This is a genomic window from Serratia sp. CY76391, assembly GCF_052166695.1.
Lineage (GTDB): Bacteria > Pseudomonadota > Gammaproteobacteria > Enterobacterales > Enterobacteriaceae > Serratia > Serratia nematodiphila.
In genome coordinates this window covers 981,244-1,002,544 of record NZ_JBJNOJ010000001.1, presented here as the reverse complement: position 1 = coordinate 1,002,544, position 21,301 = coordinate 981,244, and the positions used below count along the sequence as shown (strand labels likewise).

The 21,301-nt window shown below is 54.7% G+C and carries 24 protein-coding genes and 1 tRNA gene; 14 read left to right on the top strand and 11 right to left on the bottom strand.

The window, feature by feature from the left end; all coding sequences use genetic code 11:
- Window positions 1–136 precede the first annotated feature (136 nt).
- The 4 genes from ACJ8PN_RS05080 to ACJ8PN_RS05065 all read left to right on the top strand — a co-directional run bounded on the left by ACJ8PN_RS05080 (window position 137) and on the right by ACJ8PN_RS05065 (window position 4,058).
- Window positions 137–1,153, top strand: a complete 1,017-nt coding sequence (locus ACJ8PN_RS05080) for an acyltransferase family protein (RefSeq protein ID WP_171453757.1) — start codon at window positions 137–139, stop codon at window positions 1,151–1,153.
- 302 nt (window positions 1,154–1,455) lie between these two features.
- The gene (locus tag ACJ8PN_RS05075) at window positions 1,456–1,680 is read left to right on the top strand and encodes a hypothetical protein (protein WP_004927891.1); all 225 of its coding nucleotides are present in this window, start codon (window positions 1,456–1,458) and stop codon (window positions 1,678–1,680) included.
- 280 nt (window positions 1,681–1,960) lie between these two features.
- Window positions 1,961–3,682 (top strand): potassium/proton antiporter, encoded by a 1,722-nt coding sequence (locus ACJ8PN_RS05070; protein ID WP_123894579.1) that lies wholly within the window; start codon window positions 1,961–1,963, stop codon window positions 3,680–3,682.
- 247 nt (window positions 3,683–3,929) lie between these two features.
- Window positions 3,930–4,058, top strand: a complete 129-nt coding sequence (locus tag ACJ8PN_RS05065; protein WP_016928228.1) for a hypothetical protein — start codon at window positions 3,930–3,932, stop codon at window positions 4,056–4,058.
- A 62-nt stretch (window positions 4,059–4,120) separates the two neighbouring features.
- Here ACJ8PN_RS05065 and ACJ8PN_RS05060 read toward each other — a convergent pair whose 3' ends face one another.
- The 5 genes from ACJ8PN_RS05060 to cho all read right to left on the bottom strand — a co-directional run bounded on the left by ACJ8PN_RS05060 (window position 4,121) and on the right by cho (window position 6,492).
- A complete protein-coding gene (locus ACJ8PN_RS05060; RefSeq protein ID WP_015377413.1) occupies window positions 4,121–4,252 on the bottom strand; it encodes a hypothetical protein in 132 nt (43 codons plus the stop codon).
- A gap of 69 nt (window positions 4,253–4,321) precedes the next feature.
- Window positions 4,322–4,825: a YlaC family protein gene (locus tag ACJ8PN_RS05055; RefSeq protein WP_016928229.1), complete on the bottom strand. Its 504-nt coding sequence runs from the start codon at window positions 4,823–4,825 to the stop codon at window positions 4,322–4,324.
- Window positions 4,826–4,948: 123 nt separating this feature from the next.
- The gene (locus tag ACJ8PN_RS05050) at window positions 4,949–5,248 is read right to left on the bottom strand and encodes a sigma-S stabilization anti-adapter protein IraP (RefSeq protein ID WP_442534671.1); all 300 of its coding nucleotides are present in this window, start codon (window positions 5,246–5,248) and stop codon (window positions 4,949–4,951) included.
- 186 nt (window positions 5,249–5,434) lie between these two features.
- Window positions 5,435–5,531, bottom strand: a tRNA-OTHER gene (locus ACJ8PN_RS05045).
- A 112-nt stretch (window positions 5,532–5,643) separates the two neighbouring features.
- The gene (gene cho, locus ACJ8PN_RS05040; RefSeq protein WP_171453756.1) at window positions 5,644–6,492 is read right to left on the bottom strand and encodes an excinuclease Cho; all 849 of its coding nucleotides are present in this window, start codon (window positions 6,490–6,492) and stop codon (window positions 5,644–5,646) included.
- Between the two features lie 216 nt (window positions 6,493–6,708).
- Between cho and ACJ8PN_RS05035 the strand changes: the two genes are divergently transcribed.
- The 6 genes from ACJ8PN_RS05035 to ACJ8PN_RS05010 all read left to right on the top strand — a co-directional run bounded on the left by ACJ8PN_RS05035 (window position 6,709) and on the right by ACJ8PN_RS05010 (window position 13,775).
- On the top strand, window positions 6,709–7,914 hold the full coding sequence (locus tag ACJ8PN_RS05035; RefSeq protein WP_171453755.1) for an efflux RND transporter periplasmic adaptor subunit: 1,206 nt from the start codon (window positions 6,709–6,711) through the stop codon (window positions 7,912–7,914).
- A complete protein-coding gene (locus ACJ8PN_RS05030; protein WP_442534670.1) occupies window positions 7,911–9,848 on the top strand; it encodes a MacB family efflux pump subunit in 1,938 nt (645 codons plus the stop codon). The genes ACJ8PN_RS05035 and ACJ8PN_RS05030 overlap by 4 nt, the downstream gene beginning before the upstream one ends.
- A gap of 3 nt (window positions 9,849–9,851) precedes the next feature.
- Window positions 9,852–11,219: a TolC family protein gene (locus ACJ8PN_RS05025; protein WP_411261500.1), complete on the top strand. Its 1,368-nt coding sequence runs from the start codon at window positions 9,852–9,854 to the stop codon at window positions 11,217–11,219.
- A 414-nt stretch (window positions 11,220–11,633) separates the two neighbouring features.
- Window positions 11,634–13,136 (top strand): glycine betaine/L-proline transporter ProP, encoded by a 1,503-nt coding sequence (gene proP, locus ACJ8PN_RS05020; protein WP_015377406.1) that lies wholly within the window; start codon window positions 11,634–11,636, stop codon window positions 13,134–13,136.
- 135 nt (window positions 13,137–13,271) lie between these two features.
- Window positions 13,272–13,409 carry a hypothetical protein gene (locus ACJ8PN_RS05015; RefSeq protein WP_162138956.1) on the top strand — a complete coding sequence of 46 codons (138 nt, stop codon included), beginning with the start codon at window positions 13,272–13,274 and terminating at the stop codon, window positions 13,407–13,409.
- Between the two features lie 96 nt (window positions 13,410–13,505).
- Window positions 13,506–13,775 carry a hypothetical protein gene (locus ACJ8PN_RS05010; protein WP_033633383.1) on the top strand — a complete coding sequence of 90 codons (270 nt, stop codon included), beginning with the start codon at window positions 13,506–13,508 and terminating at the stop codon, window positions 13,773–13,775.
- A gap of 57 nt (window positions 13,776–13,832) precedes the next feature.
- On the opposite strand, the gene ACJ8PN_RS05005 is transcribed toward ACJ8PN_RS05010, so the two are convergent.
- The 3 genes from ACJ8PN_RS05005 to ACJ8PN_RS04995 form a co-directional block, all read right to left on the bottom strand.
- Window positions 13,833–14,384 (bottom strand): hypothetical protein, encoded by a 552-nt coding sequence (locus tag ACJ8PN_RS05005; protein WP_004927924.1) that lies wholly within the window; start codon window positions 14,382–14,384, stop codon window positions 13,833–13,835.
- Window positions 14,350–14,631 carry a hypothetical protein gene (locus ACJ8PN_RS05000; protein WP_351106765.1) on the bottom strand — a complete coding sequence of 94 codons (282 nt, stop codon included), beginning with the start codon at window positions 14,629–14,631 and terminating at the stop codon, window positions 14,350–14,352. Before ACJ8PN_RS05000 ends, ACJ8PN_RS05005 begins: the two co-directional genes overlap by 35 nt.
- A gap of 145 nt (window positions 14,632–14,776) precedes the next feature.
- Entirely contained in the window at window positions 14,777–15,226 is a 450-nt protein-coding gene (locus ACJ8PN_RS04995) for a PaaI family thioesterase (RefSeq protein ID WP_351106762.1), read from the bottom strand.
- 236 nt (window positions 15,227–15,462) lie between these two features.
- On the opposite strand from ACJ8PN_RS04995, the gene ACJ8PN_RS04990 reads away from it, so the two are divergent.
- Window positions 15,463–16,803: an anaerobic C4-dicarboxylate transporter gene (locus tag ACJ8PN_RS04990; protein WP_004927934.1), complete on the top strand. Its 1,341-nt coding sequence runs from the start codon at window positions 15,463–15,465 to the stop codon at window positions 16,801–16,803.
- A 305-nt stretch (window positions 16,804–17,108) separates the two neighbouring features.
- Here ACJ8PN_RS04990 and ACJ8PN_RS04985 read toward each other — a convergent pair whose 3' ends face one another.
- Window positions 17,109–17,480, bottom strand: a complete 372-nt coding sequence (locus tag ACJ8PN_RS04985) for a S24 family peptidase (RefSeq protein WP_442534669.1) — start codon at window positions 17,478–17,480, stop codon at window positions 17,109–17,111.
- Window positions 17,481–17,703: 223 nt separating this feature from the next.
- On the opposite strand from ACJ8PN_RS04985, the gene ACJ8PN_RS04980 reads away from it, so the two are divergent.
- The 3 genes from ACJ8PN_RS04980 (at window position 17,704) to ACJ8PN_RS04970 (ending at window position 20,258) form a co-directional block, all read left to right on the top strand.
- The gene (locus ACJ8PN_RS04980) at window positions 17,704–18,528 is read left to right on the top strand and encodes a phytanoyl-CoA dioxygenase family protein (protein WP_442534668.1); all 825 of its coding nucleotides are present in this window, start codon (window positions 17,704–17,706) and stop codon (window positions 18,526–18,528) included.
- Window positions 18,529–18,658: 130 nt separating this feature from the next.
- Window positions 18,659–19,774 carry an acyltransferase family protein gene (locus tag ACJ8PN_RS04975; RefSeq protein ID WP_411261495.1) on the top strand — a complete coding sequence of 372 codons (1,116 nt, stop codon included), beginning with the start codon at window positions 18,659–18,661 and terminating at the stop codon, window positions 19,772–19,774.
- Between the two features lie 262 nt (window positions 19,775–20,036).
- A complete protein-coding gene (locus ACJ8PN_RS04970; RefSeq protein ID WP_437189068.1) occupies window positions 20,037–20,258 on the top strand; it encodes a hypothetical protein in 222 nt (73 codons plus the stop codon).
- 109 nt (window positions 20,259–20,367) lie between these two features.
- Here ACJ8PN_RS04970 and ACJ8PN_RS04965 read toward each other — a convergent pair whose 3' ends face one another.
- Entirely contained in the window at window positions 20,368–20,682 is a 315-nt protein-coding gene (locus ACJ8PN_RS04965) for a hypothetical protein (RefSeq protein ID WP_228009665.1), read from the bottom strand.
- Window positions 20,615–20,845 (bottom strand): hypothetical protein, encoded by a 231-nt coding sequence (locus tag ACJ8PN_RS04960; RefSeq protein ID WP_437189069.1) that lies wholly within the window; start codon window positions 20,843–20,845, stop codon window positions 20,615–20,617. Before ACJ8PN_RS04960 ends, ACJ8PN_RS04965 begins: the two co-directional genes overlap by 68 nt.
- Between the last annotated feature and the right edge of the window lie 456 nt (window positions 20,846–21,301).

The window sequence follows — 21,301 nt, the reverse complement described above, 5'->3', positions numbered from 1 at the left end:
GCAGCGATAGCTACCCTGAGCATTTTCCTAATATTAATCCTAATCCCCGGGATTCATTGCAAAACGGCAACTGCCTGTTACGCTCATTATTCATACTTATAAATCAGTTGCGTTACTTTCTGGGCTAGGTACACATATGAGAGAAGCATGGGTCGATTATGCCAAGGGAATCGGCATCATTCTCGTGGTTTTTGGCCACGTCAATCGGGGTCTATACAGCGCAGGCATTCAGCTTTCCGGTTCATCCTATCTACTGACAGACAGCATTATCTACAGTTTTCATATGCCGCTGTTTTTCTTCCTTTCGGGTCTGTTTTTTACGCAGTCCTTGGATAAGAAGGGAAAAACACGCTTTGTGATCAGTAAGATAGATACCATCGTTTATCCCTATGTCATCTGGTCGCTGCTGCAAGGCATGGTGGAAGTGCTACTGTCGCGCTATACCAATAACCCTTCCAGCCTGGGTGATGTCCTGTCGCTGTTTACGCATCCGCGCGCGCAGTTTTGGTTCCTGTATGCCTTGTTCATGGTCTTTGTTTTGGCCACCTTGCTGTATAGCAAAGAAACATACCGCTATCTCCTGCCGGTATTGATCGTTATCAGCGCGGGGCTGTATGTCTACCAAGACAGCCTCACCAAAGCCTTCCATTTTGATTACATTACCCGATTCTTGATCTTCTTCCTGCTGGGCGTTTTTGCCATTCGCTACGCTTCGCTCATCGCCAATCTGGGTTTCGGTTCGCTGCTGGCCTCCCTGATCGCGTTTATCGCGTTGCAGTGGGGATTCCACGGCTATTCAGGCTTGCTGTATACCGATACCGGAAGTTTCTCACTGTTACTGGCGATTGAAGCCATCTTCTTCATCGTCAACCTGTCGGTTCTGTTGGCCAAAACGAATCTCTCCTGGTTGCGCCGACTCGGCGAATTGAGCATGGTCATCTATTTGATGCATATCCTCGCGGCCAGCGGCTTACGCATCGTACTGACCAAGTTTATGCATATCAGCCATTGGCCAACACAAGCGATCGCCGGCACGCTATTCGGGCTAATCGCCCCTGTTATCGCCTATCTGCTGATACAACGCCTCCATCTTACTTTCCTGTTGGAGCGTCCCCGCTTCAATAACCGTCTGCGAAAAGAAAAAATCTCCTGAAGGCGGTTCCACCGCCTCCACATTTTCTCCCCGTCGCTATACTTGATGGCGCAACCTATCGGTTGCGTCATCTCTCTTGCCATGCAGAGCACACATTGCTCAGCCTGGCGTCGCCCGTTAGGGCAAAGTGATACGGCTGCATAGATAACCTAGCCGTTATAACTGCAATGCATAAGTAGAAATCCGGATCCCTGCCTTACGGTAGTGATTGGGCTCAACACCCCCGAAGGGCTGCGCGATCGTTTAATTTATTCGATGGCGTTAGCTGCATCTCCCTTCCGTCACGACAGAGAGGATTTTGAATGACCGATAAGAACACCCCGGCTCAAGAAGCCATAGCGGAAAACGCCACCCTGCTGAAGATCCTCGGCAGGTTGCTGTCCGCGCTGGACGCTTCGATCAGCGGCAAAGAACGCAGCGTTTTGGTCGCTGAGCTTTCCAACTTCAATCTCGACGGCATTTCTGAAGCGGAAAGCAAGCTGGCCACCGAGCTGATCAAACGGGCGCTGGAATCGCTCGATCATTAATCCTACCGCGCCTGCAAACCATTAAGCCTGCCTGCGCGGGCTTAATGGTTTTTCCTCCGCCGGAGGGGGCATTGTTGCCAAAACAGAAATACAGTAGCCTGATAATGTTGGATAAAAGGCAGAATTTCCCCTCTTACCCTCACTTTCTTAGTTCAAACGTACCAACGGGCAATAATTGATCGATTGTTTTCACAATCAGCCTTGGCGTTTTACCCACTAAACACGTTATCATCGGCACACGCGCAGTGCCCCCTATTCCCAGCCTCAGGAGAGCAATATTTTGGATGCCAGCACCATTAACAGTTTGTTCGTCATCGGTGCCGTGCTGGTGGGGGCAAGCATTCTGCTCAGCTCATTTTCTTCCCGGCTCGGCATTCCGATCCTGGTGATCTTCCTGGCGATCGGCATGCTGGCCGGCGTCGATGGCCCCGGCGGCATCGTCTTCAGCAATTACCCGGTCGCTTATCTGGTCAGCAACCTCGCGTTGGCGGTGATCCTGCTCGACGGCGGCATGCGTACCCGGGTCAGCTCTTTCCGCGTCGCCCTGTGGCCGGCACTCTCTCTCGCCACCATCGGCGTAGTGATCACCGCCGGCCTGACCGGCATGGCCGCCGCCTGGCTGTTCAATCTCGATCTGCTGCAGGGGCTGCTGATCGGCGCCATCATCGGTTCCACCGACGCCGCCGCGGTCTTCTCTCTTTTGGGGGGCAAAGGTTTGAACGAACGCGTCAGCGCCACGCTGGAGATCGAATCCGGCAGCAACGATCCGATGGCGGTATTTCTCACCATCACGCTGATTGCGATGATCGCCGCCGGGGAAACCGCACTGAGCTGGACCTTCCCGCTGCATCTGATGCAGCAGTTCGGCATGGGCATCGTCTTCGGTCTGGGCGGCGGCTGGCTGCTGCTGACGCTGATCAACCACATCAAACTGGCGGACGGCCTCTATCCGCTGCTGGCGGTAAGCGGCGGTATTCTTATTTTTGCGCTGACCACCGCGCTGGACGGCAGCGGCATTCTGGCGGTGTATCTGTGCGGCCTGCTGCTGGGCAACCGGCCGATCCGCAACCGTCACGGCATCGTACAAACCTTCGATGGCCTCGCCTGGCTCAGCCAGATCGGCATGTTCCTGGTGCTCGGACTGCTGCTCAACCCGCACGAGCTGCTGCCGATCGCCATCCCTGCCCTGCTGCTGTCGCTGTGGATGATCCTGTTCGCCCGCCCGCTGTCGGTGTTTATCGGCCTGCTGCCGTTCCGCAGCTTTACCCTGCGCGAGCGCGGCTTTATTTCCTGGGTCGGCCTGCGCGGCGCGGTGCCGGTGATCCTGGCGGTGTTCCCGATGATGGCCGGGCTGCCCAACGCCCAGCTGTTCTTCAACGTGGCGTTCTTCGTGGTGCTGGTCTCCCTGCTGCTGCAGGGCACCACGCTGTCGTTTGCCGCCAAAAAAGCCAAGGTGATCGTGCCGCCGGCGCTGACGCCGATCTCCCGCGTTGGGCTGGACGTGCACCCGGAAAACCAGTGGGAACAGTTCGTGTATCAGCTTTCGGCGGAAAACTGGTGCGTCGGCGCGGCGCTGCGTGAGCTGAAAATGCCGCCCAATACCCGCATCGCCGCCCTGTTCCGTGGCAAAGAGCTGCTGCATCCTAGCGGCAGTACCCGGCTGCGGGAGAACGATATTCTGTGCGTCATCGGCCATGAGCACGATCTGCCGATCCTCGGCAAGCTGTTCAGCCAGGCGCCGGCCGTGACGCTCGACGAACGCTTCTTCGGCGACTTTATCCTGCAATCCGACGCCCGTTTAAGCGACATCTCGCAGGTTTATGGCCTCAATCTGCAAGACGACGTCGACGAGCAGCAGACGCTGGGGCAGTTCGTCATTCAGCTGATCGGCGGTGAACCGGTGATCGGCGACCAGGTGGAATGGGACGGCCTGACCTGGACCATTGCCGAAATGGACGGCAATCAAGTCAGCAAGATAGGCGTCCGAATCGTAACCGACTGACGCAACCGCGGGCGGCTTTACACGATGAGGGAACTTCTGGCCTTAAGAACGTTCTTAATCACTATCATGATGCATGAAATAGCGCGTCGCTGAACGATATCCCTTTGATATAAAAACCTAACAGCGGCGTCCACAGGGATTAAGGATGTGAACGGCAAGACTCGATTTCTTTCGGTGATGATGCTCATGGCGCTGGGCGTAGCGGCAGCCGATCTCAGCATCGCCGGTTTGGTCCATAGACTTTTAATTGGATAATTTCAACGTGACGCAGCAGGAACAAGAAAAAGACATTCTGGGGAAAATACTGGTGACGGTGTCCGCGCTTTGCCTGATTCTGGTGGCGGCGTTCCTGATCTGGGGATTCGTGCTGGATTGACGCCGCGCGACGCTCAGACATAAAAAAAACCGCCGCGGCGGTTTTTTTTATGGGTCAGGCAATCAGATCTTGCAACCTTCGCAGTCCGCTTCGTCTTCGAGGAACTCGGGGACCTCTTTTACCTTCTGCGCCGCTTTTTCTTCGGCTTTCGCCAGTTCGGCATCGATATCAAAATCGAAAATATCATCACTCATCGCTTGATCCTCATTCTGCTTCGCGTTCAAACGCTGAGTATAATCGACAAGCCGCCGGCCGGAAACCTTTCAGTTCGCCGCCGCCAACTGAGGTGTCTCATCCTGCGGCTTTTTTCCGTAGGCCATGTCGTACACGTCGTAGAAGTCGATTTCGCCCTTGTTACCGATGATAACCCGCATCTTCTGTTTCAGCGCGGCACCGATAGAGGGCTCATCCAGCAGTTGCTGCACCGCATAAGGCGACAGCGCACGGGTGAAGTACCACTCGCCGTTGTAGCAAACTCGCAGATCCAGCACCCCGATGTCCTCGAAGCGGTACACCGGCCGGATCTCGATCAGCAGCATGGCGAACATGAACAGCACGAAAGCGGTGAAGCCCAGGAAGGCATATATCCCCATGTACGGCACCTGATACATCACGGCGATCACCGCGAAATAACCGGCGAACATGGCAAGGCACAGATAGCGGTGAGTGCGGGCGAATTCGCTGTTGAAGCGCGGCTTGCCGTCCCGCCCTTCGCGCCGATTGATCTGTTCAATCTCTTTAACCAAGATGCTTTTTATCGCGTCCATCGTTACAACCTTATGCTGGAAACAGCATTGCCATCAAATCTCACCGCTAAAAGTAACACAAGTACAGTTTTGCCGGGTAGATCAGTTAGCCAACTTAATGGCGGCAACTGTTATAGTTCGGCTTCAGCGCGGCTGGGCGGCCTTGCCTTGTGCAAACATGAACATACGCTGGGCCACATCGTCGGCCTGTTTGATTTTTTGCTTTTGCGGTTCGTTGCTGCGTTGAATGGCGCGGGCGTAAGCGATTTCATGGGCATGATCGATCATCGCGATGATCCGGTTACGCTCGGTCTTCTCCATATTGCCCAACATGGTGGTGATAATCGCCTGGTAAGCGTTGGACGCGGCGCTCAGCGCTTTCTCCCTCGCCTCAAGGGCGGCGACGCGTTGCAAGAGCTCCTGCAGTTGCTCGGAGTGAGACATATCGACCTCCTGTTGCCGGGCAGCAAGCCTGCCTGATTACAGTTTAGCAAAGGATCGAAAGAGAAAGAGGAAGGAAAGCCAGCGGTTACGGTAAAGCACACCCGAAAATCCCAACGAGGAGCCGATAGTGCAAATCAACCCGGGTGCGCTTTACGGTAAACGCGGTGAGGTGAAGGGAAAGAAAGCTGGCGCGCTATGCAGGACTCGAACCCGCGTCTATCAATTTTCAAGCCAAAACAAGCCATTATAAAACCAATCACTCTGCCAACTGAGTTAATAGCGCGTTCCTTCGCTTCGGGGCGCCATTATCCATAACAACATTATGGACTCAAGCTTTTTTAGCATAATGTCATGCATTTACGGATAAGTCTTAGGTAATCGATAGCGTTCCGGCATTAAGGCAGCGCAATAATCCGATAATCACCGGCCATGAGCGGCTTGCACAAAATCTTGTAGCCATCGCTGTCAAAATGGCTGGCCGCACTCTGGAGCCGCTGCGCCTGCGCCAGGCTGTTGACCGATCCCAGATAAAACCAATTGTGGATCACATGGTACTGACGCAGCGTCTCGCCCTGTTCTTCCAACGCCACTCGCCCGGCGAACGGCCAACAGGCGATGCGTAGCTGTTCAAGCGCCGCGCTGAGCCGCAGCGCATGTTCCTGCGCCGACTCCAGGCCGCAGCAGGCGCCCGCGCACTTGCGCAGGCTGTAGCGGAAACAGGCTCGCCCCGCCGGCAGCTTGTCGATCCCCAGCTTGCCGTAACATAAACGATGCTCGTCGGCGATGGCGCGCAGCTTTTCCAGCGCGGCGTGGCGATTGGCAAACAGCCCGTAGAGATCGGGCGTGACGGCGAAGTCGATCTCTTTGGCGTGAGCAATCGTCACCACATCTGCCTGCAAGCGCAGCGCGCAAAGCTGTTTCGAGCGCCGCAGACGTTTGTTGAACAGCGGCTGTTGTTGTTTGATCAACTGCGCCTCCAGCAGCAATGCGCCCAACTCACCGGCGGTCTCGATAAAGCTGATGCGCCGGGTTTGGCGCAGCATTTTTGCCTCCTCCTGCGCACGGAAGTGCGCCATCACCCGGCTGCGTACGTTGACGCTTTTGCCGATGTAAAGCGGCAGGCTCTCGCTTTGACCGTGAAACACATACACGCCCGGCCCTTTGGGCAACGGCGCCAGGCAGGCGCGCAGGTGCTCCGGGTATTGATAAATGTCGAGTTCCGGCTCGAGGCGGTTTGGCATCATGGCGGTGGCATTATCCTGCTGATGAATGAATACTGGTTTTTTAGCCAGTATAACGCGCCCTGCAGCCGGTTGCACACCCGGCGGATAATAACTCACCGTGATCTTTAGCGGGAAAGCCTTTACTATCCCCTTTCCAGCGGGAAAGCGCCTCACGTTTAGCGCCAGTTCAAGCTGGCGCTGCCATGATGGCAGACTGGAACCGCCGCTTTTATCGTTATGGAAAACCTGGGTATGTCATCACTGAAACTCCCCTCCCGCCGTCTGGCGTTGCTCGCCGCCATCGTTTTCATCGCCGTCGCCGTCGCGCTGGCCATCTTTTGGCAACGCCCGCCGCAGCAGGATTACGTTACCGCGCCGGCCCGCCTAGGCGATATCGAAAACGCCGTGCTGGCCACCGGGCGGCTGGATGCCATCGAACGCGTCAACGTCGGCGCCCGCGTCTCCGGCGAAGTCAAATCGCTGAAGGTCAAGCTGGGCGATCGCGTCACCAAAGGGCAACCGATCGCCGACATCGACGATCTGCAACAGCGCAACGATCTGCGCAACGCCGAGGCGGCGCTGAACGTAGTCAAAGCCAATATGTTAGCCAAACAGGCCTTGCTGAAACAGGCGGAGTCGCGTTTCAAACGCCAGCGCCGCATGCTGAACGACGAAGCCAGCTCGCGTGAAGACTTCGAAACCGCCGAAGCCTCGCTCTCCACCACTCGCGCCGATCTGCAGGCGCTCAATGCGCAGTTGGTGCAATCGCAGATCGAAGTCGAGAAGAAAAAAATCGATCTGGGCTATACCCGCGTGGTTGCGCCGATGGACGGCATCGTTATCGCCGTGGTCACGCAGCAGGGGCAAACGGTCAACTCCAGCCAAAGCGCGCCGACCATCGTCAAGCTGGCGCGGTTGGATATGATGACCATCAAGGCGCAGATCTCCGAAGCCGACATCACCCGCATTTCACCGGGGCAAAAGGCGTACTTCACTATTTTCTCCGATCCGGATAAACGGTACGACGCCACGCTGCGCACCATCGAGCTGGCGCCGGAATCGGTGATGAAAGACGATTCGCTCGCCGGCACCAGCTCCGCATCCGGTTCCGGCACCTCGAACGCCTCAGTCTATTACAACGCGCTGCTGGACGTACCCAACCCGGAGAACCGCCTGCGCATCGCCATGACCGCGCAGGTTTCCTTACTGCTCGGCGACGCGAAGAACACCCTGCTGGTGCCGATCCAGGCGGTGCATAAAACCGAAGGAAAAGTGCAGCAGGTGCAGGTGCTGACTCAGGATCAGCGGCTGGAAACGCGCGAAGTGACCACCGGCATCACCAACAACGTCGATATTCAGATCCTCAGCGGCCTGAAAGCCGGTGAAACCGTGGTGCTGTCGCAGCCCGCCGCCAAGTCGGCTGAGGATGGCATCTTCCTGTGAACGCGATCATCGAGCTAAAAGGCATCAGTCGAACCTACACCAACGGCGGTCAGGCGCTGACGGTGTTGAAAGACATCGATTTGACCATCGCCGCCGGCGAGCTGGTGGCGATCATCGGCGCCTCGGGTTCCGGCAAATCGACGCTGATGAACATCATGGGCTGCCTCGACGTGCCGGATCGCGGCGACTACTACATCAGCGGCCAGAACGCCGCCCACCTGTCGCCGGACGAACTGGCCCGCCTGCGCCGCGAGCATATCGGCTTTATCTTCCAGCGTTACCACCTGATGCCCGATCTCAGCGCGCTGGGCAACGTCGAAATTCCGGCCATCTACGCCAACGCCCGGCGCGATCAGCGGCGGCTGCGGGCGGCGCAACTGCTGGCGCGGTTAGGCCTGGAGGGTCGCGAAGACCACAAGCCCGGCCAGCTTTCCGGCGGCCAGCAGCAGCGCGTCAGCATCGCCCGCTCACTGATCAACGGCGGCGAAATTATCCTGGCGGACGAACCGACCGGCGCGCTGGACACCCAATCCGGCCAGGAAGTGCTGGCGATCCTGAGCGAGCTGAATCAGCGCGGCCACACCGTGGTGATCGTGACCCACGATATGAACGTGGCGCAGCATGCGCACCGCGTCATCGAGCTGCGAGACGGCGAGATCATCGCTGACAGCGGCCGCCAATCGGCGCCCGCCGCCGCGCTGCCGCCGCCGAACCGCAGTCGGCAAAGCAGCTGGCAAAGCCTGATTGACCGCACCCGCGAATCGCTGCACATGGCGCTAAAAGCGATGAACGCCCATCGCCTGCGCACCGCGCTGACCATGACCGGCATTATCTTCGGCATCGCCGCCGTGGTTACGGTGGTGGCGCTGGGCGAAGGCGCCAAGCAGCGCACGCTGGAGAATATCAAGGGGCTCGGCACCAACGTAGTGAGCATCTATCCAGGGCGCGACTTCTTCGACGACGCCATCGACAGCATCCGCACCCTGGTGCCGGCCGACGCCGACGCGCTGGCGCAACAAAGCTTCGTCGACAGCGTCAGCCCGGAAGTCAGCGCGTCCGACAGCATCCGTTTTCGCAGCAAATCCGCCACCGCCTCGATCACCGGCGTCGGGCGCGACTATTTCCGCGTCAACGGCATCACGCTGGTGCAAGGCGCCACCTTCCGCGACGATCGCAACGCGCTGCAGGAAGTGATCATCGACGATAACGCACGCCAGGCGCTGTTCGGCGATTTTGGCGTCGAGCCGCTCGGCCAGATCGTGTTTCTCGGCTCGGTGCCGGCGCGGGTGGTCGGCGTCGCCAAAAGCGAACGCAACTATGCGCCTAACCGCATCAGCGTCTGGATGCCCTACAGCACGGTGATGTACCGTATGGTCGGCAAGACCACGCTCGGCGGCATCACCGTGCGCCTGAAGGACGATGTCGCCAGCGAAGCCGCCGTCAGCGCCATCACGCAGTTGCTGACCCAACGCCATGGCGTCAAGGATTTCATGACGTTCAACCGCGATCAGTTCCGTAAATCGATCGAGCGCACCTCGATGACGCTTAGCCTGCTGATCCTGATGGTGGCCTCGATCTCGCTGGTGATCGGCAGCCTGGGCGTGATGAACATCATGCTGGTCTCGGTAACCGAGCGCACCCACGAGATCGGCGTGCGCATGGCGGTCGGCGCGCGGCGCGGCGATATCATGCAACAGTTCATGATCGAGGCGGTGCTGGTCTGTCTGATCGGCGGCATTTTGGGCATCGCGCTGTCGTTCGCCGCCGGTTCGCTGTTCACCACGCTGGCGGGCGGCATGTTCACCGCCATCTATTCCTGGCAAGCCGCCGCGACGGCGTTTTTCTGTTCAACCTTAATCGGCATGATCTTCGGTTATCTCCCCGCCCGTAAAGCGGCAAGGATGGATCCGGTCGTTTCATTGGCCAGCGAGTAACCCATGAAAATTCTCTCTCCCCTGGCGTTAAGCCTCGCCGCCCTGCTCACCGCCGGCTGCGGCAACGCCCTGAAAAGCGACTACCGGGCGCCGCAGGTCAACTATCCTGCGGGGTGGCAGCACGCCGCCGAAAACGCCACGCCGACGCCGTTCGACTGGCGTGATTTCCACGATCCTGAACTCGAGCGCTGGCTGCAACAGGTGATGGCCAGCAACAACGATCTGGCCGCCGCCGTGCTGCGCGTCTACCGCGCGCGGCTCGAGGCGGAACGCGTCGGCATCAGCACCGCGCCTGACGTCAGCGCCTCGTTGAACAGCGGCATCAATCGCCCGCTGTCGGCATCCTCCGCCTGGAATAAAACCAGCGGCGCGACGCTCTCTACGAGCTATGAAGTCGATCTGTGGGGTAAACTGGCGCGCCAGCGCGACGCCGCCGAGTGGGCCAGCCAGGCTTCCGAGCAGGATCTGCAAACGGCGCGCCTGACGCTGCTGGCCGACGCCGCCACGAATTACTGGCGCATCGGCTTCCTCAATCAGCAGATCGACGTCAGCCGGGCGAGCATCGCCTATGCCAAAACGACGCTACGGCTGGCCAACGCCCGTTATCAGGCCGGCAGCATCTCGGCGCTGGACGTGGTGAACGCGGAGCAAAGCTTGCTGACGCAGGAAAGCCGACTGCTGGCGTTGCAGCACGAACGCCAACAGGCGCTGAACGAACAGGCGGTGCTGCTGGGTGCGCCTTCGGGCCAGGCCACCATAGCGCCCGCACGCCTGCCGACGGCGGCGATGCCGCAGATCAACACCGGCATTCCCGCCAGCGTCTTGAGCCGCCGCCCGGATCTCAGCGCTAAAGAACTGCGGTTGCGCGCCGCCCTGGCCAACGTCGACGAGAAACGGCTGCAATACTATCCCGCGTTCAGCCTGACCGGCTCGCTGGGCGCCAGCAGCAGCGCACTGCTGGAATTCCTGCGCAACCCGACGGGCAGCCTCGGCGCCGGCCTGACGCTGCCGTTCCTGCAGTGGCGGCAAATGGGCGTGGAGATCAAGATCGCCCGCAACGATTATGAACAGCAGGTGCTGGCGTTCAAACAGGCGCTGTACAAGGCGATGGGCGATGTGAACAACGCCCTGTCATTGCGTACGCAGCTGCTGGCGCAGGAGACGCAGTTGCGTGCTTCATTGGCGCTGGCGCGCAAATCGGAGCGGCTGAACGAGGTGCGCTACCGGCAGGGCGCCGTCACCATTACCGACTGGCTAAACGCTCAGGAGCAACGCCGTCAGGCGGAACTGGCGGTAGACGAAAACCGCTTCGCGCAGTACCAGAACCTGGCGAAAATCTATCTGGAGTTCGGCGGTTCGTCGGCGCCCTAATCCAAACTGCCTGGCCAGTTGGTCAGGCGTTTTTTTAGCGACGAACACATCAATTTTTCCTGTTTTATCTCCCGTACTCTCTATACTTGAAACATCATCAATCAGACGAAAAACCGTCAAATAGCACAATCATTAGACTATTCTCGCACCAAATCGGTGCAAATACTTAAGTTAAACTGCTGGATTTGATCGCCGCAAGATATAACGTTAAGCTATAGATGCAAAATAATTAGTCACCTAAATGACATAACCTTGGCATAAACGACGATATTTTGTGATCCACATCCCAACTTAAATGTGGATAATGAATCGTTTTGAATCGCGATTCGATTAGCCGATTTGATAACTCGAAAACAACAGTGAACGGAGATGACGCTTTCACGAACAACGAATAATTCATTAAGGGATGATTATATGAAGTTAAGAAAAAAACGACATAAACCGATGCACATTAACGACATCACCATCATCGATGACAGCAAACTCAAGAAGGCGATCACCGCGGCGGCCCTGGGCAACGCGATGGAGTGGTTCGACTTCGGCGTATACGGCTTTGTCGCCTATGCGCTTGGCCAGGTCTTCTTCCCCGGCGCCTCTCCCGGCGTGCAAATGATCGCCGCGCTGGCGACCTTCTCCGTGCCCTTCCTGGTGCGTCCGCTCGGCGGCCTGTTCTTCGGCGCTATGGGCGACAAGTTCGGCCGGCAAAAAGTTCTCTCGGTCACCATTATCATCATGGCGGTCAGCACCTTCTGTATCGGCCTGATCCCGTCCTATGCGTCGATCGGCATCTGGGCCCCGATCCTGCTGCTGCTGGCCAAACTGGCGCAGGGCTTCTCCGTCGGCGGTGAATATTCCGGCGCGGCGATCTTCGTCGCCGAATACTCGCCGGACCGCAAACGCGGGTTTATGGGGAGCTGGCTGGATTTCGGCTCCATCGCCGGCTTTGTGATGGGCGCAGGCGTAGTGGTGCTGATCTCCAGCATCGTCGGCGAAGCCAACTTCCTCGACTGGGGATGGCGCATTCCGTTCTTCATCGCCGCGCCGCTGGGCCTGATCGGTCTCTATCTGCGCCATGCGCTGGAAGAAACCCCGGCGTTCCAGCAGCACGTGGATAAGATGGAGAAAGAGGATCGCAACGCCATCGAAAATCCGCCGAAAACCTCGTTCAAAGAGATCGCGGCCAAACACTGGAAAAGTTTGCTGGTGTGCGTCGGTATCGTGATTTCCACCAACGTGACCTATTACATGCTGTTGACCTACATGCCGAGTTACCTGTCGCATAACCTGCACTACTCGGAGGATCACGGCGTTCTGATCATCATCGCCATCATGATCGGCATGCTGTTCGTGCAGCCGGTGATCGGCCTGACCAGCGACCGTATTGGTCGTAAGCCGTTCATCATCGGCGGCAGCATCGGCCTGTTGGCGCTGGCGATCCCGTGCTTCATTTTGATCAACAGCAACGTCATCGGCCTGATCTTCGTCGGTCTGCTGGTGCTGGCGGTCCTGCTCAACTCCTTCACCGGGGTAATGGCCTCGATTCTGCCGGCAATGTTCCCGACGCACATCCGCTACAGCGCGCTGGCGATTTCGTTCAACATTTCGGTACTGATCGCCGGTGCGACACCGACCGTTGCCGCCTGGCTGGTGGAAGCGACCGGCAACCTGTACATGCCGGCCTACTACCTGATGGTTGTGGCGGTAATCGGTCTTATCACCGGTCTGTACATGAAAGAGACCGCCAACAAGCCGCTGCGCGGCGCGACGCCGGCCGCTTCTGACCGTACCGAAGCGAAAGAACTGCTGCAGGAGACCTACGACAACATCGAACAGAAAGTCGAGGACATCAACGCGCAGATCGCCGAGCTGGAAAAGAAAAAGCAGATCCTGATAGACCAGCACCCCAAGCTGGACTGATCGCCGCTGAAAGCCACCCGTTTGGGTGGCTTTTTTACTTTGATTTCAAAAGAAATAATGCGCAGCGCATTTTTATGACAATCAGGATTGGTGGTACGCTTTGCCGCACACTCTTTATTGATGAAGAACATGATCATGAGCAAAATGGACCTTCCCATCATTATCGGCATCCTGGTGATGCTGACCCTGTGGCTCGGCGCGCTTTTCAACATTGGCGATATCACCTTCAGCATTTCACGTCTGTTTCACTGGATTGAAAGCCAACGCGGCTAACCCGACGCCGCCGCAGGCGGTGGGAAACTTCGGCTATGATTGATAGACGTTACGCCATTTTCCGAGACTGTCGCTCGCGATAAAGAGGACCGCATCATGACCGACTATGAGTTCTACAATCAGATCCTGACCCGCCTGGCCGCCAATCACCCCGGCACGCTGGATGAAAAAACCTACGAACTGTGGAAGCAGGACGCCACCAGCCCGCACGCCTTCGCCGATCCCTTCGCCTATCTTAAAACCAAGGGGCTGATACAAGCCTATGTGATGAGCGACATCGACGAGAACAACTATGATATCGATCCACACCAAACGCGGATCACCACCGCCGGTCTCGAGTTCATACGCAACGGCGGGTTTAAGTAAGCAACAAAAAACCGCCGGGCGGCGGTTTTTTATCCTAAAAAGCCTGCAGACGGTGGTTCAGGCGGGGAAAGGCCGATAAAAAATGCGCAGCACTTCGTTGTCGCCCTGGCGTAAAAAACCGCCTTCCGGCTGCCAGCGCAGATCGCGCGCCAGATTGAGATTTTCCCAACCGACCGCGCCGCCCACGCCGATGCAAAGATTTTTATTGCCCGCGGCAAATCCCGCACCGGTGCCGATCATGGCATGCAGCAATCGGGGCGCCGCCGCGTCGCGCATGGAAAATATACCGATAAAACATCCCTGCGGCGCGCGCAGCATATCCGCCATGGTGCGGATCTCGGTATCATCAGGGCTGACGAAATGTTTATATTGCTTATCGAACACCGTCAGCCACAGCTGCTTGTATTTCGCCTTGCTGAGCGCGCCTGAACGGTGAGCGCAAAGCACCACCGCATCCCAGCACATCTCCCCGCTCAACGAAAGGTACTCTTCCGTATCGGCTTGTGGCTTGTCGGCGTAATGCCGCGCAAACTCAGCCGCATTCAAATGCGGCGGCACGGCCTGTTTGGCAACGTCACTCTTGTAGCGCTTGAAATTCAACCAATGCATGGGGAGTATCCTCTTCACCCGCGAGATTAATGAATCTGAAACCGTGGATGAGACGAGCCATCACATCCAGGGCGTCGTCGGCGATGGCAATTTCGTCGTCATTCAGCCCCTGCGCCACCGACCGCTCAATCGCGTTCATCACCGCCGGAGCGCTGGTTTCTTCCCCCTGCGCTACCACGTCTAATACGGCTTTGCCGATCGCCAGACAAAGCTCATGATCAAACTCAACCTCTTTATACGGCTGCATAATCACCCCGATAAATTTTCACCCAAGAATACTAGACCACAATGGCGTATCGCGCCTGCCATCGTAGCGCAGCAAGGTATGCAGCCGAAGATAAGAGCATCCGGCTCCGGGTTGATAACCCGAAGCCCGATAAAAAAGCAGGTTATTACGGTGCTTGTTCGGTGGGGCGAATAATAAAGCAAGTGGCGGTTGCCGAAGCCAGCAGCTTCCCTTCCGCCGTTTTTAGCGTGCCTTCAGCAAAAGCGACATTCTTCGCCGCATAGACCAGACGCCCCTCGGCGATAAGATCAGTTTCCTTCGGCACAGGGCGCAACATTTTAACCTGCAGATCGACCGTGCCATAGCCAATCCCCGCGCCCAGCGTACTGTGCACCGCGCAACCGGTCACCGAGTCCAAAACCGTGGCGGCGAAACCGCCATGTACGCCCCCCAGTGGATTCAGATGGCGCCCGTCGGCCCGCGCCGCGATGCGAATATACCCCTCTTCCACCGCGACCGGTTTCATGGGCACGGTTTCAGCGATCGAGGCCGGTGGGATCTTGCCAGCCATCGCAGCCTGTAATAACGCCAACCCGGTCATTTTTGTGGGATCCATTACTCTCTCCTCTGGTGGTAAACCGGTTATATAGGAGAGGTCTGACCTCTTAACTTGCTTTTTCGTGCTGATGTCGTCAGCCGCCTGCTCTTCAGATCCTCTGAACGTGACCGTCATCACTCTTTAGAGCTAATAACCACAATTTTTTAGCGTCTTTAGATTTAAAACAACTTTCTACTGTAAACACCGCCGGAAACTGAACGCAGTTAAGTTCAACATTTTAAGGCGTATCTATCATGGATTTCTTTCTGCAATTAGCGGTTATATTGGCATGCCTGCTGTATGGGGCGCGTAAGGGCGGCATTGCGCTGGGGTTACTGGGCGGTATCGGTTTGATGATCCTGGTGTTTGGTTTTCACCTGCAGCCCGGCAAACCGCCGGTAGACGTGATGCTGGTGATCATCGCGGTGGTGGCGGCCTCCGCCACCCTGCAGGCCTCAGGCGGGTTGGACGTCATGCTGCAGATCGCCGAGCGGATGCTGCGGCGCAACCCGCGTTATGTCTCGATCATCGCCCCCTTCGTCACCTGCATTCTCACTATCCTGTGCGGCACCGGCCATGTGGTGTACACCATCTTGCCAATCATCTATGACGTGGCGATCAAAAATAATATCCGCCCGGAACGGCCGATGGCGGCCAGTTCGATCGGCGCGCAGATGGGCATTATCGCCAGCCCGGTCTCGGTGGCGGTGGTGTCACTGGTGGCAATGCTCAGCAGCTACACCTTCAATGGCCGCCATCTGGAATTCCTCGATCTGCTTTCTATCACCATCCCTTCGACGCTGTGCGGCATTCTGGCGATCGGCATCTTCAGCTGGTTCCGCGGCAAAGACCTGGACAAAGACCCGGAGTTCCAGAAGTTCATCTCGGTGCCGGAGAACCATCGCTATGTCTACGGCGACGCCGCTACCCTGCTGGACCGGGTATTGCCGCGCAGCAACTGGATCGCCATGTGGATTTTCCTCGCCACCATCGCCCTGGTGGCGGTGCTGGGTGCCTTTTCCGGCCTGCGGCCCAGCTTCGGTGGCAAGCCGCTCTCCATGGTTCTGGTGATCCAGATGTGCATGCTGATGGCCGGGGCGTTGATCGTTATCATCACCCGCACCAACCCGGCGTCTATCTCTAAAAACGAGGTGTTCCGTTCCGGCATGATCGCCATCGTGGCGGTGTATGGTGTTGCCTGGATGGCGGAAACCATGTTCGGCGCGCACCTGGCGCAGATCGAGGCCACACTGGGTGTGTTGGTGAAAGAGTACCCTTGGGCCTATGCGCTGATCCTGCTGCTGGTGTCGAAATTCGTCAACTCGCAGGCCGCCGCACTGGCGGCGCTGGTGCCGGTGGCGCTGGCGATCGGGGTTAACCCCGCCTATATCGTCGCTTCGGCGCCGGCCTGTTACGGCTATTACATTCTGCCAACCTACCCCAGCGATCTGGCGGCAATCCAGTTCGATCGCTCCGGCACCACCCGCATCGGCCGCTTCGTGATCAACCACAGCTTTATTCTGCCCGGCCTGATTGGCGTCAGCGTCTCCTGCGTCTTCGGCTGGATCCTCGCTGCGGCGTTCGGTTTCTTATGAGTTGTACTTCGGAGCCCTGCGGGGCTCCCTGCAAGCTTGATGACAATCCATGGGTATAAGGCATGACAAGACAGGAAGGAATGCGGGGGGGTAATGCGAATTACAGAAACAAAAAAACCGCCTCTCGGCGGTCTACGACATTACTACTTATTGCTTTGATTATTCGGTATTTTTATTCCCTGGTACCCGGGGCGGGACTTGAACCCGCACAGCCATAAGCCGAGGGATTTTAAATTCACCTTGTTAATCTTATATATCAATAGATAGTTATGCACGGCGGACTACCAGATAACATGCAGATCGTCCTATTCGCAGGTTCGCATGTCGTTCACGCAATACACCACCGCGCCAAACACTTCGCTCCTTTCTTCCGAGTCTTCGTTGCCGAGTTCAGTTTCTCGTCTTGAACAGTCCAAAAACTCGAGCACGCGATACGAATAGAGGCGCAGGCGCCGCAGTACATGAGCGCCTTCTTCCGCAGCAACGATAATGCTGCCATGTACCGGCGTCGCCGACGAATCGACAACGAGCAACGCGTCAGCATGGATACCGACTGCCAGCGCCTGGCCGGCAGCGCGTAGCAGATAAGTGGCACTCGGTTTTGAAATGCAGATCTCATCAAGGCTCAAGCGGCGCTCAACGTAGTCTGCTGCCGGGCTGGCAAATTTTGGCATCATTCCTACGATGTTTACCTCGCAAAAACATCTGTCAAAAAAACAGTTTATGGGAATCACTTCTGCTTGGGGAGGCTGTTCGCAAAATGAAGTGCAAGCTAATAATTTAATGAAAAATATAAAATTTCTTATTTATAAATTTAATGCTCATCTGTTTACAAACACCAAATTTATGTAACAATATATAACATGCGTCATAGACTCAGATTTGATTGCAGGGTGAATAATGAACAACATGAAGGAAAAGATAGAACGCGATGGATTTGTCGTTATCCGCGGGATGTTTACTGAAGACGAGATGTCCAAGATGAATAATTCGATTGATAAGTTTTTCGCCAATAAGGGCGTTACGTATCGATACGGATTGACCCAGCCGAATATTGCTGTCGAGGAGCAGGAATTTTCTTGGGTTTTCCATCACCCAAAAGTTATCGATGCTTATCGAGAGGTTTTTGGCAGTAATGATTTTGTGTTCACTTCTCATGCTGACATTCATCACAATATGGGATTCGGTTGGCATAAAGACGATGCCAAAGGTGCATATTTTTCCGAGCCATATTTCACTCATGATTGCCGAGTTTATAAGATGGGCATCTATATGAATGACCACTCTACTGATGGCAACGGAATGTCCGTACGAGTTGGCTCACATTTGAAAGATAACTTAACCGACGGCGAAGCGGTGTCACTGGCTACAAAACCTGGGGATGTAGTTATTTTTGACGTAAGAATTACACACGCAGGTAAAGAGTATGATTTATTTGAGCGTGGCTTGCTGAAGTTGGGCCGTACATTGGGTGATCCAACTGGTAAGTCACTAATAGGGAGGAGGATTCGTGATATCTATTGCGGATTTAAAGCAGGAAAACCAAAGCGTAGTTTCTTTTTTACATTTGGGGCTCCCAATATCTTTACCTATGACTTCGCACGCACAAACATGCGTAGACAGATAGAACAATCTGGCGGCAGCGAATACGTTTTATCTGAAAACCTATCAAATGAACTTCATAAAAAAGGGGTGAAAACCCTAAGTTATGAAGACGGTTTGTAGTCTGTCTGCCGGTTCTACCGGTCGCTTTTGGCTCCTACCAAAAATATTTTGTAGCATGTGGTTACTTTTCATTATACAATCTTTACACTTCTGAGTTGTTCTGAATTGCGCATACTAAAAGAGCGATAAAATGAAAAGTAACCGTGTTGAATCATTAGATTATCTCCGTGGTCTAATGGCGTTGTCAGTTGTGATTTATCATTACACATCGTGGTCTATGTCTACTGGATCATCAGTTGATGTTATTGGCAGTGAATTCCTTTTAGGAAAGTTAGGAATATATGCCGTTTCTGTTTTTTATATCCTTAGTGGGATAAGTTTGGCATATATCTATGATGGAAAGATAACATCAACTCGCCACGTAGCAGCATTTGCTGTTAAACGCGTATTTCGGATATTTCCATTGTTCTGGATTGCAGTGACTGGGATGATAATATTTAGCTGGCTATTGGCAACGGTTAATGGCCAGGCTTTTGACTTTCCATACTACAAAGCATTTTTGAATTACACACTATTGTTTGGTTTTATAGATCCAACAGCTTACCTATCAACCGGTGCATGGTCTATTGGTAATGAGCTCGTTTTCTATTCAATTCTATGTTTAACCTATCTAGTATCTTCGTCATATAGGCATGTATTCCCCGCGGTTGTGTTATTAAGTATCGCGGCGGGCATATACTTTTCTTTCGATACTCTTGACTCTTCGTTGCCACTTTCAGACCAGTGGGCGAACTACATAAACCCATTCAACCAGCTATTTCTTTTCATGTGTGGTGCTGCCGTTGGGAAATACGCACCAGCAATAAAAATAAATAAAATATTGCTAATTGTTATTGGTTTACTGACAATTTTAGCTTTCATATTTTATCCAGTACATGGCGATAAGATAAACCTTGTATCCGGATACAATAGAATATTAATTTCATCGTTATGCTTAGTTTTTGTTTTCTCATTGTATAAATTGAATCCAAACTATGACAACATGCTAACTAACGCATTAGGTAAGTTAGGCGAGATATCATATTCAATTTACTTAATGCACCCCATTGTAGCCATTCCGGTCACATTTATCGCAAAGAAAGTTGGGATGCCAATAGGTTTAGGATATGTAGCATCATTCTTATGCGTCATCGTCGTCGGTTTCATTACCTTTTATCTCGTAGAGAAGCCAATGATGCGCGTAGGAGCAAACATAGCCTCTTGGTTAAAAAGAGATGAGATCCACGCTCATAATCTCGTCAAGTAACCATAAAACTGCACTACTGGCAGGAGTTGGATGCTGCCAGTAGTTCACGTTCATATCCAATACGCTGGTGACTCTCAGCGCGCAGCGCTCTCATCTGCGCATCGATCAAGTCACCGATAGGCAACGGGTCAACAGCAAACGCCAGCCACACCACGTCGGCGGTTTTGCATGGCGCAGCTATCGGAACTTTTACCTCTACATATGACGGCGTCGAGGGCGTGTAAGCATCCCAACCAAATACAATTTGAAAAGTAGGATCACAATGAAGAATAGATTCAGTCCAGCGGGTCTTGGCGATGAGCTTAATACTTTAGGAATCGATGAATTTTGGATAATCGACCAGCATCAGTTAAAAGGTAATCTAGATGATAAATTGGCTTTTCCTTCCATTCTGAATAAAAAAAAAGAATCAGTTACTACAACAGGCCGAGTGGTAGCGAGGTTGGGTACTGGGCGTTTTATCAAACGCCCATTGGCCCAGTAAAGGATGAAATTTTCTATAGGGCTATTCGCATTAGCAGTGACTATTTATTTCAAATGGACCTGTTAAGCGACCAATAATTCAATGTAATAGCCGAATGTTCTCAGCTCTCTTAAGCGATTGTTTGATCCCCATAGATTTTCTGATAGAACGCGCACACTTGGGCAGATACACGTTCGTGGACGGCATATTTTGGGTTGGAGTATGCCTCGTACTTCATCAGGCCGCGGATGCACTGCTGTTCTTCGAGATTGATTTGGCCATTGCCTACAGGCGTATCCTCACCCATCTCCGCACCGATTTTAGCCAGCATGCGGATCACCATCGGGTTGTTGCCGATCTCGTCCATCTTGCCTTGGTCAGCAGGGGTCAGCCAGAGACATAAACGCGCGGTGCGCCAGCCCGAGATTTTTCTGGAACTCAGCATCGGTTTTCCACGCGCCGCACAGCTCGGTAGCCGCCGCCTCTTGATCAAGCTCAGCGGTGTCGCCCACCATCGCCGGAGCGCGGCTCATGTACTCGCCGAGGATAAACCCCATCTGATCGTTGGTGATACCCTTGGCGTGCGCCGCCTTGAGGAATCCTTGCATCTCAGGGTCAGCCTTGAACTCGTCCCATTTGCCCCCCTCAACCTCAACAGTCGGTGCATACTCGTCTACGGTTTTCGGTGCCGCACTGCTTTTCAAGGTGCATGTAGGACTCGTCCAGCTTGCGCGCGGATCATCGATGTTAGGAATGATGTTAGGAATGGGAGCGTAAAAACAAAAAAACCGCCTCTCGGCGGTTACGACATTACTACTTATTGCTTTGATTATTCGGTATTTTTATTCCCTGGTACCCGGGGCGGGACTTGAACCCGCACAGCCATAAGCCGAGGGATTTTAAATTCAGCGTTAACATTTTTAAAAACAACAAATTGAGAAAATTATCAGAACATGGATCAATAAACAGGCACTGTAAATTCATGATGTTACCACATGCTCTAGGCCTATCTTCTGATATACAGGGTGCATAAAAAAGCCCTAAGAACGACATAGGGCCATTGT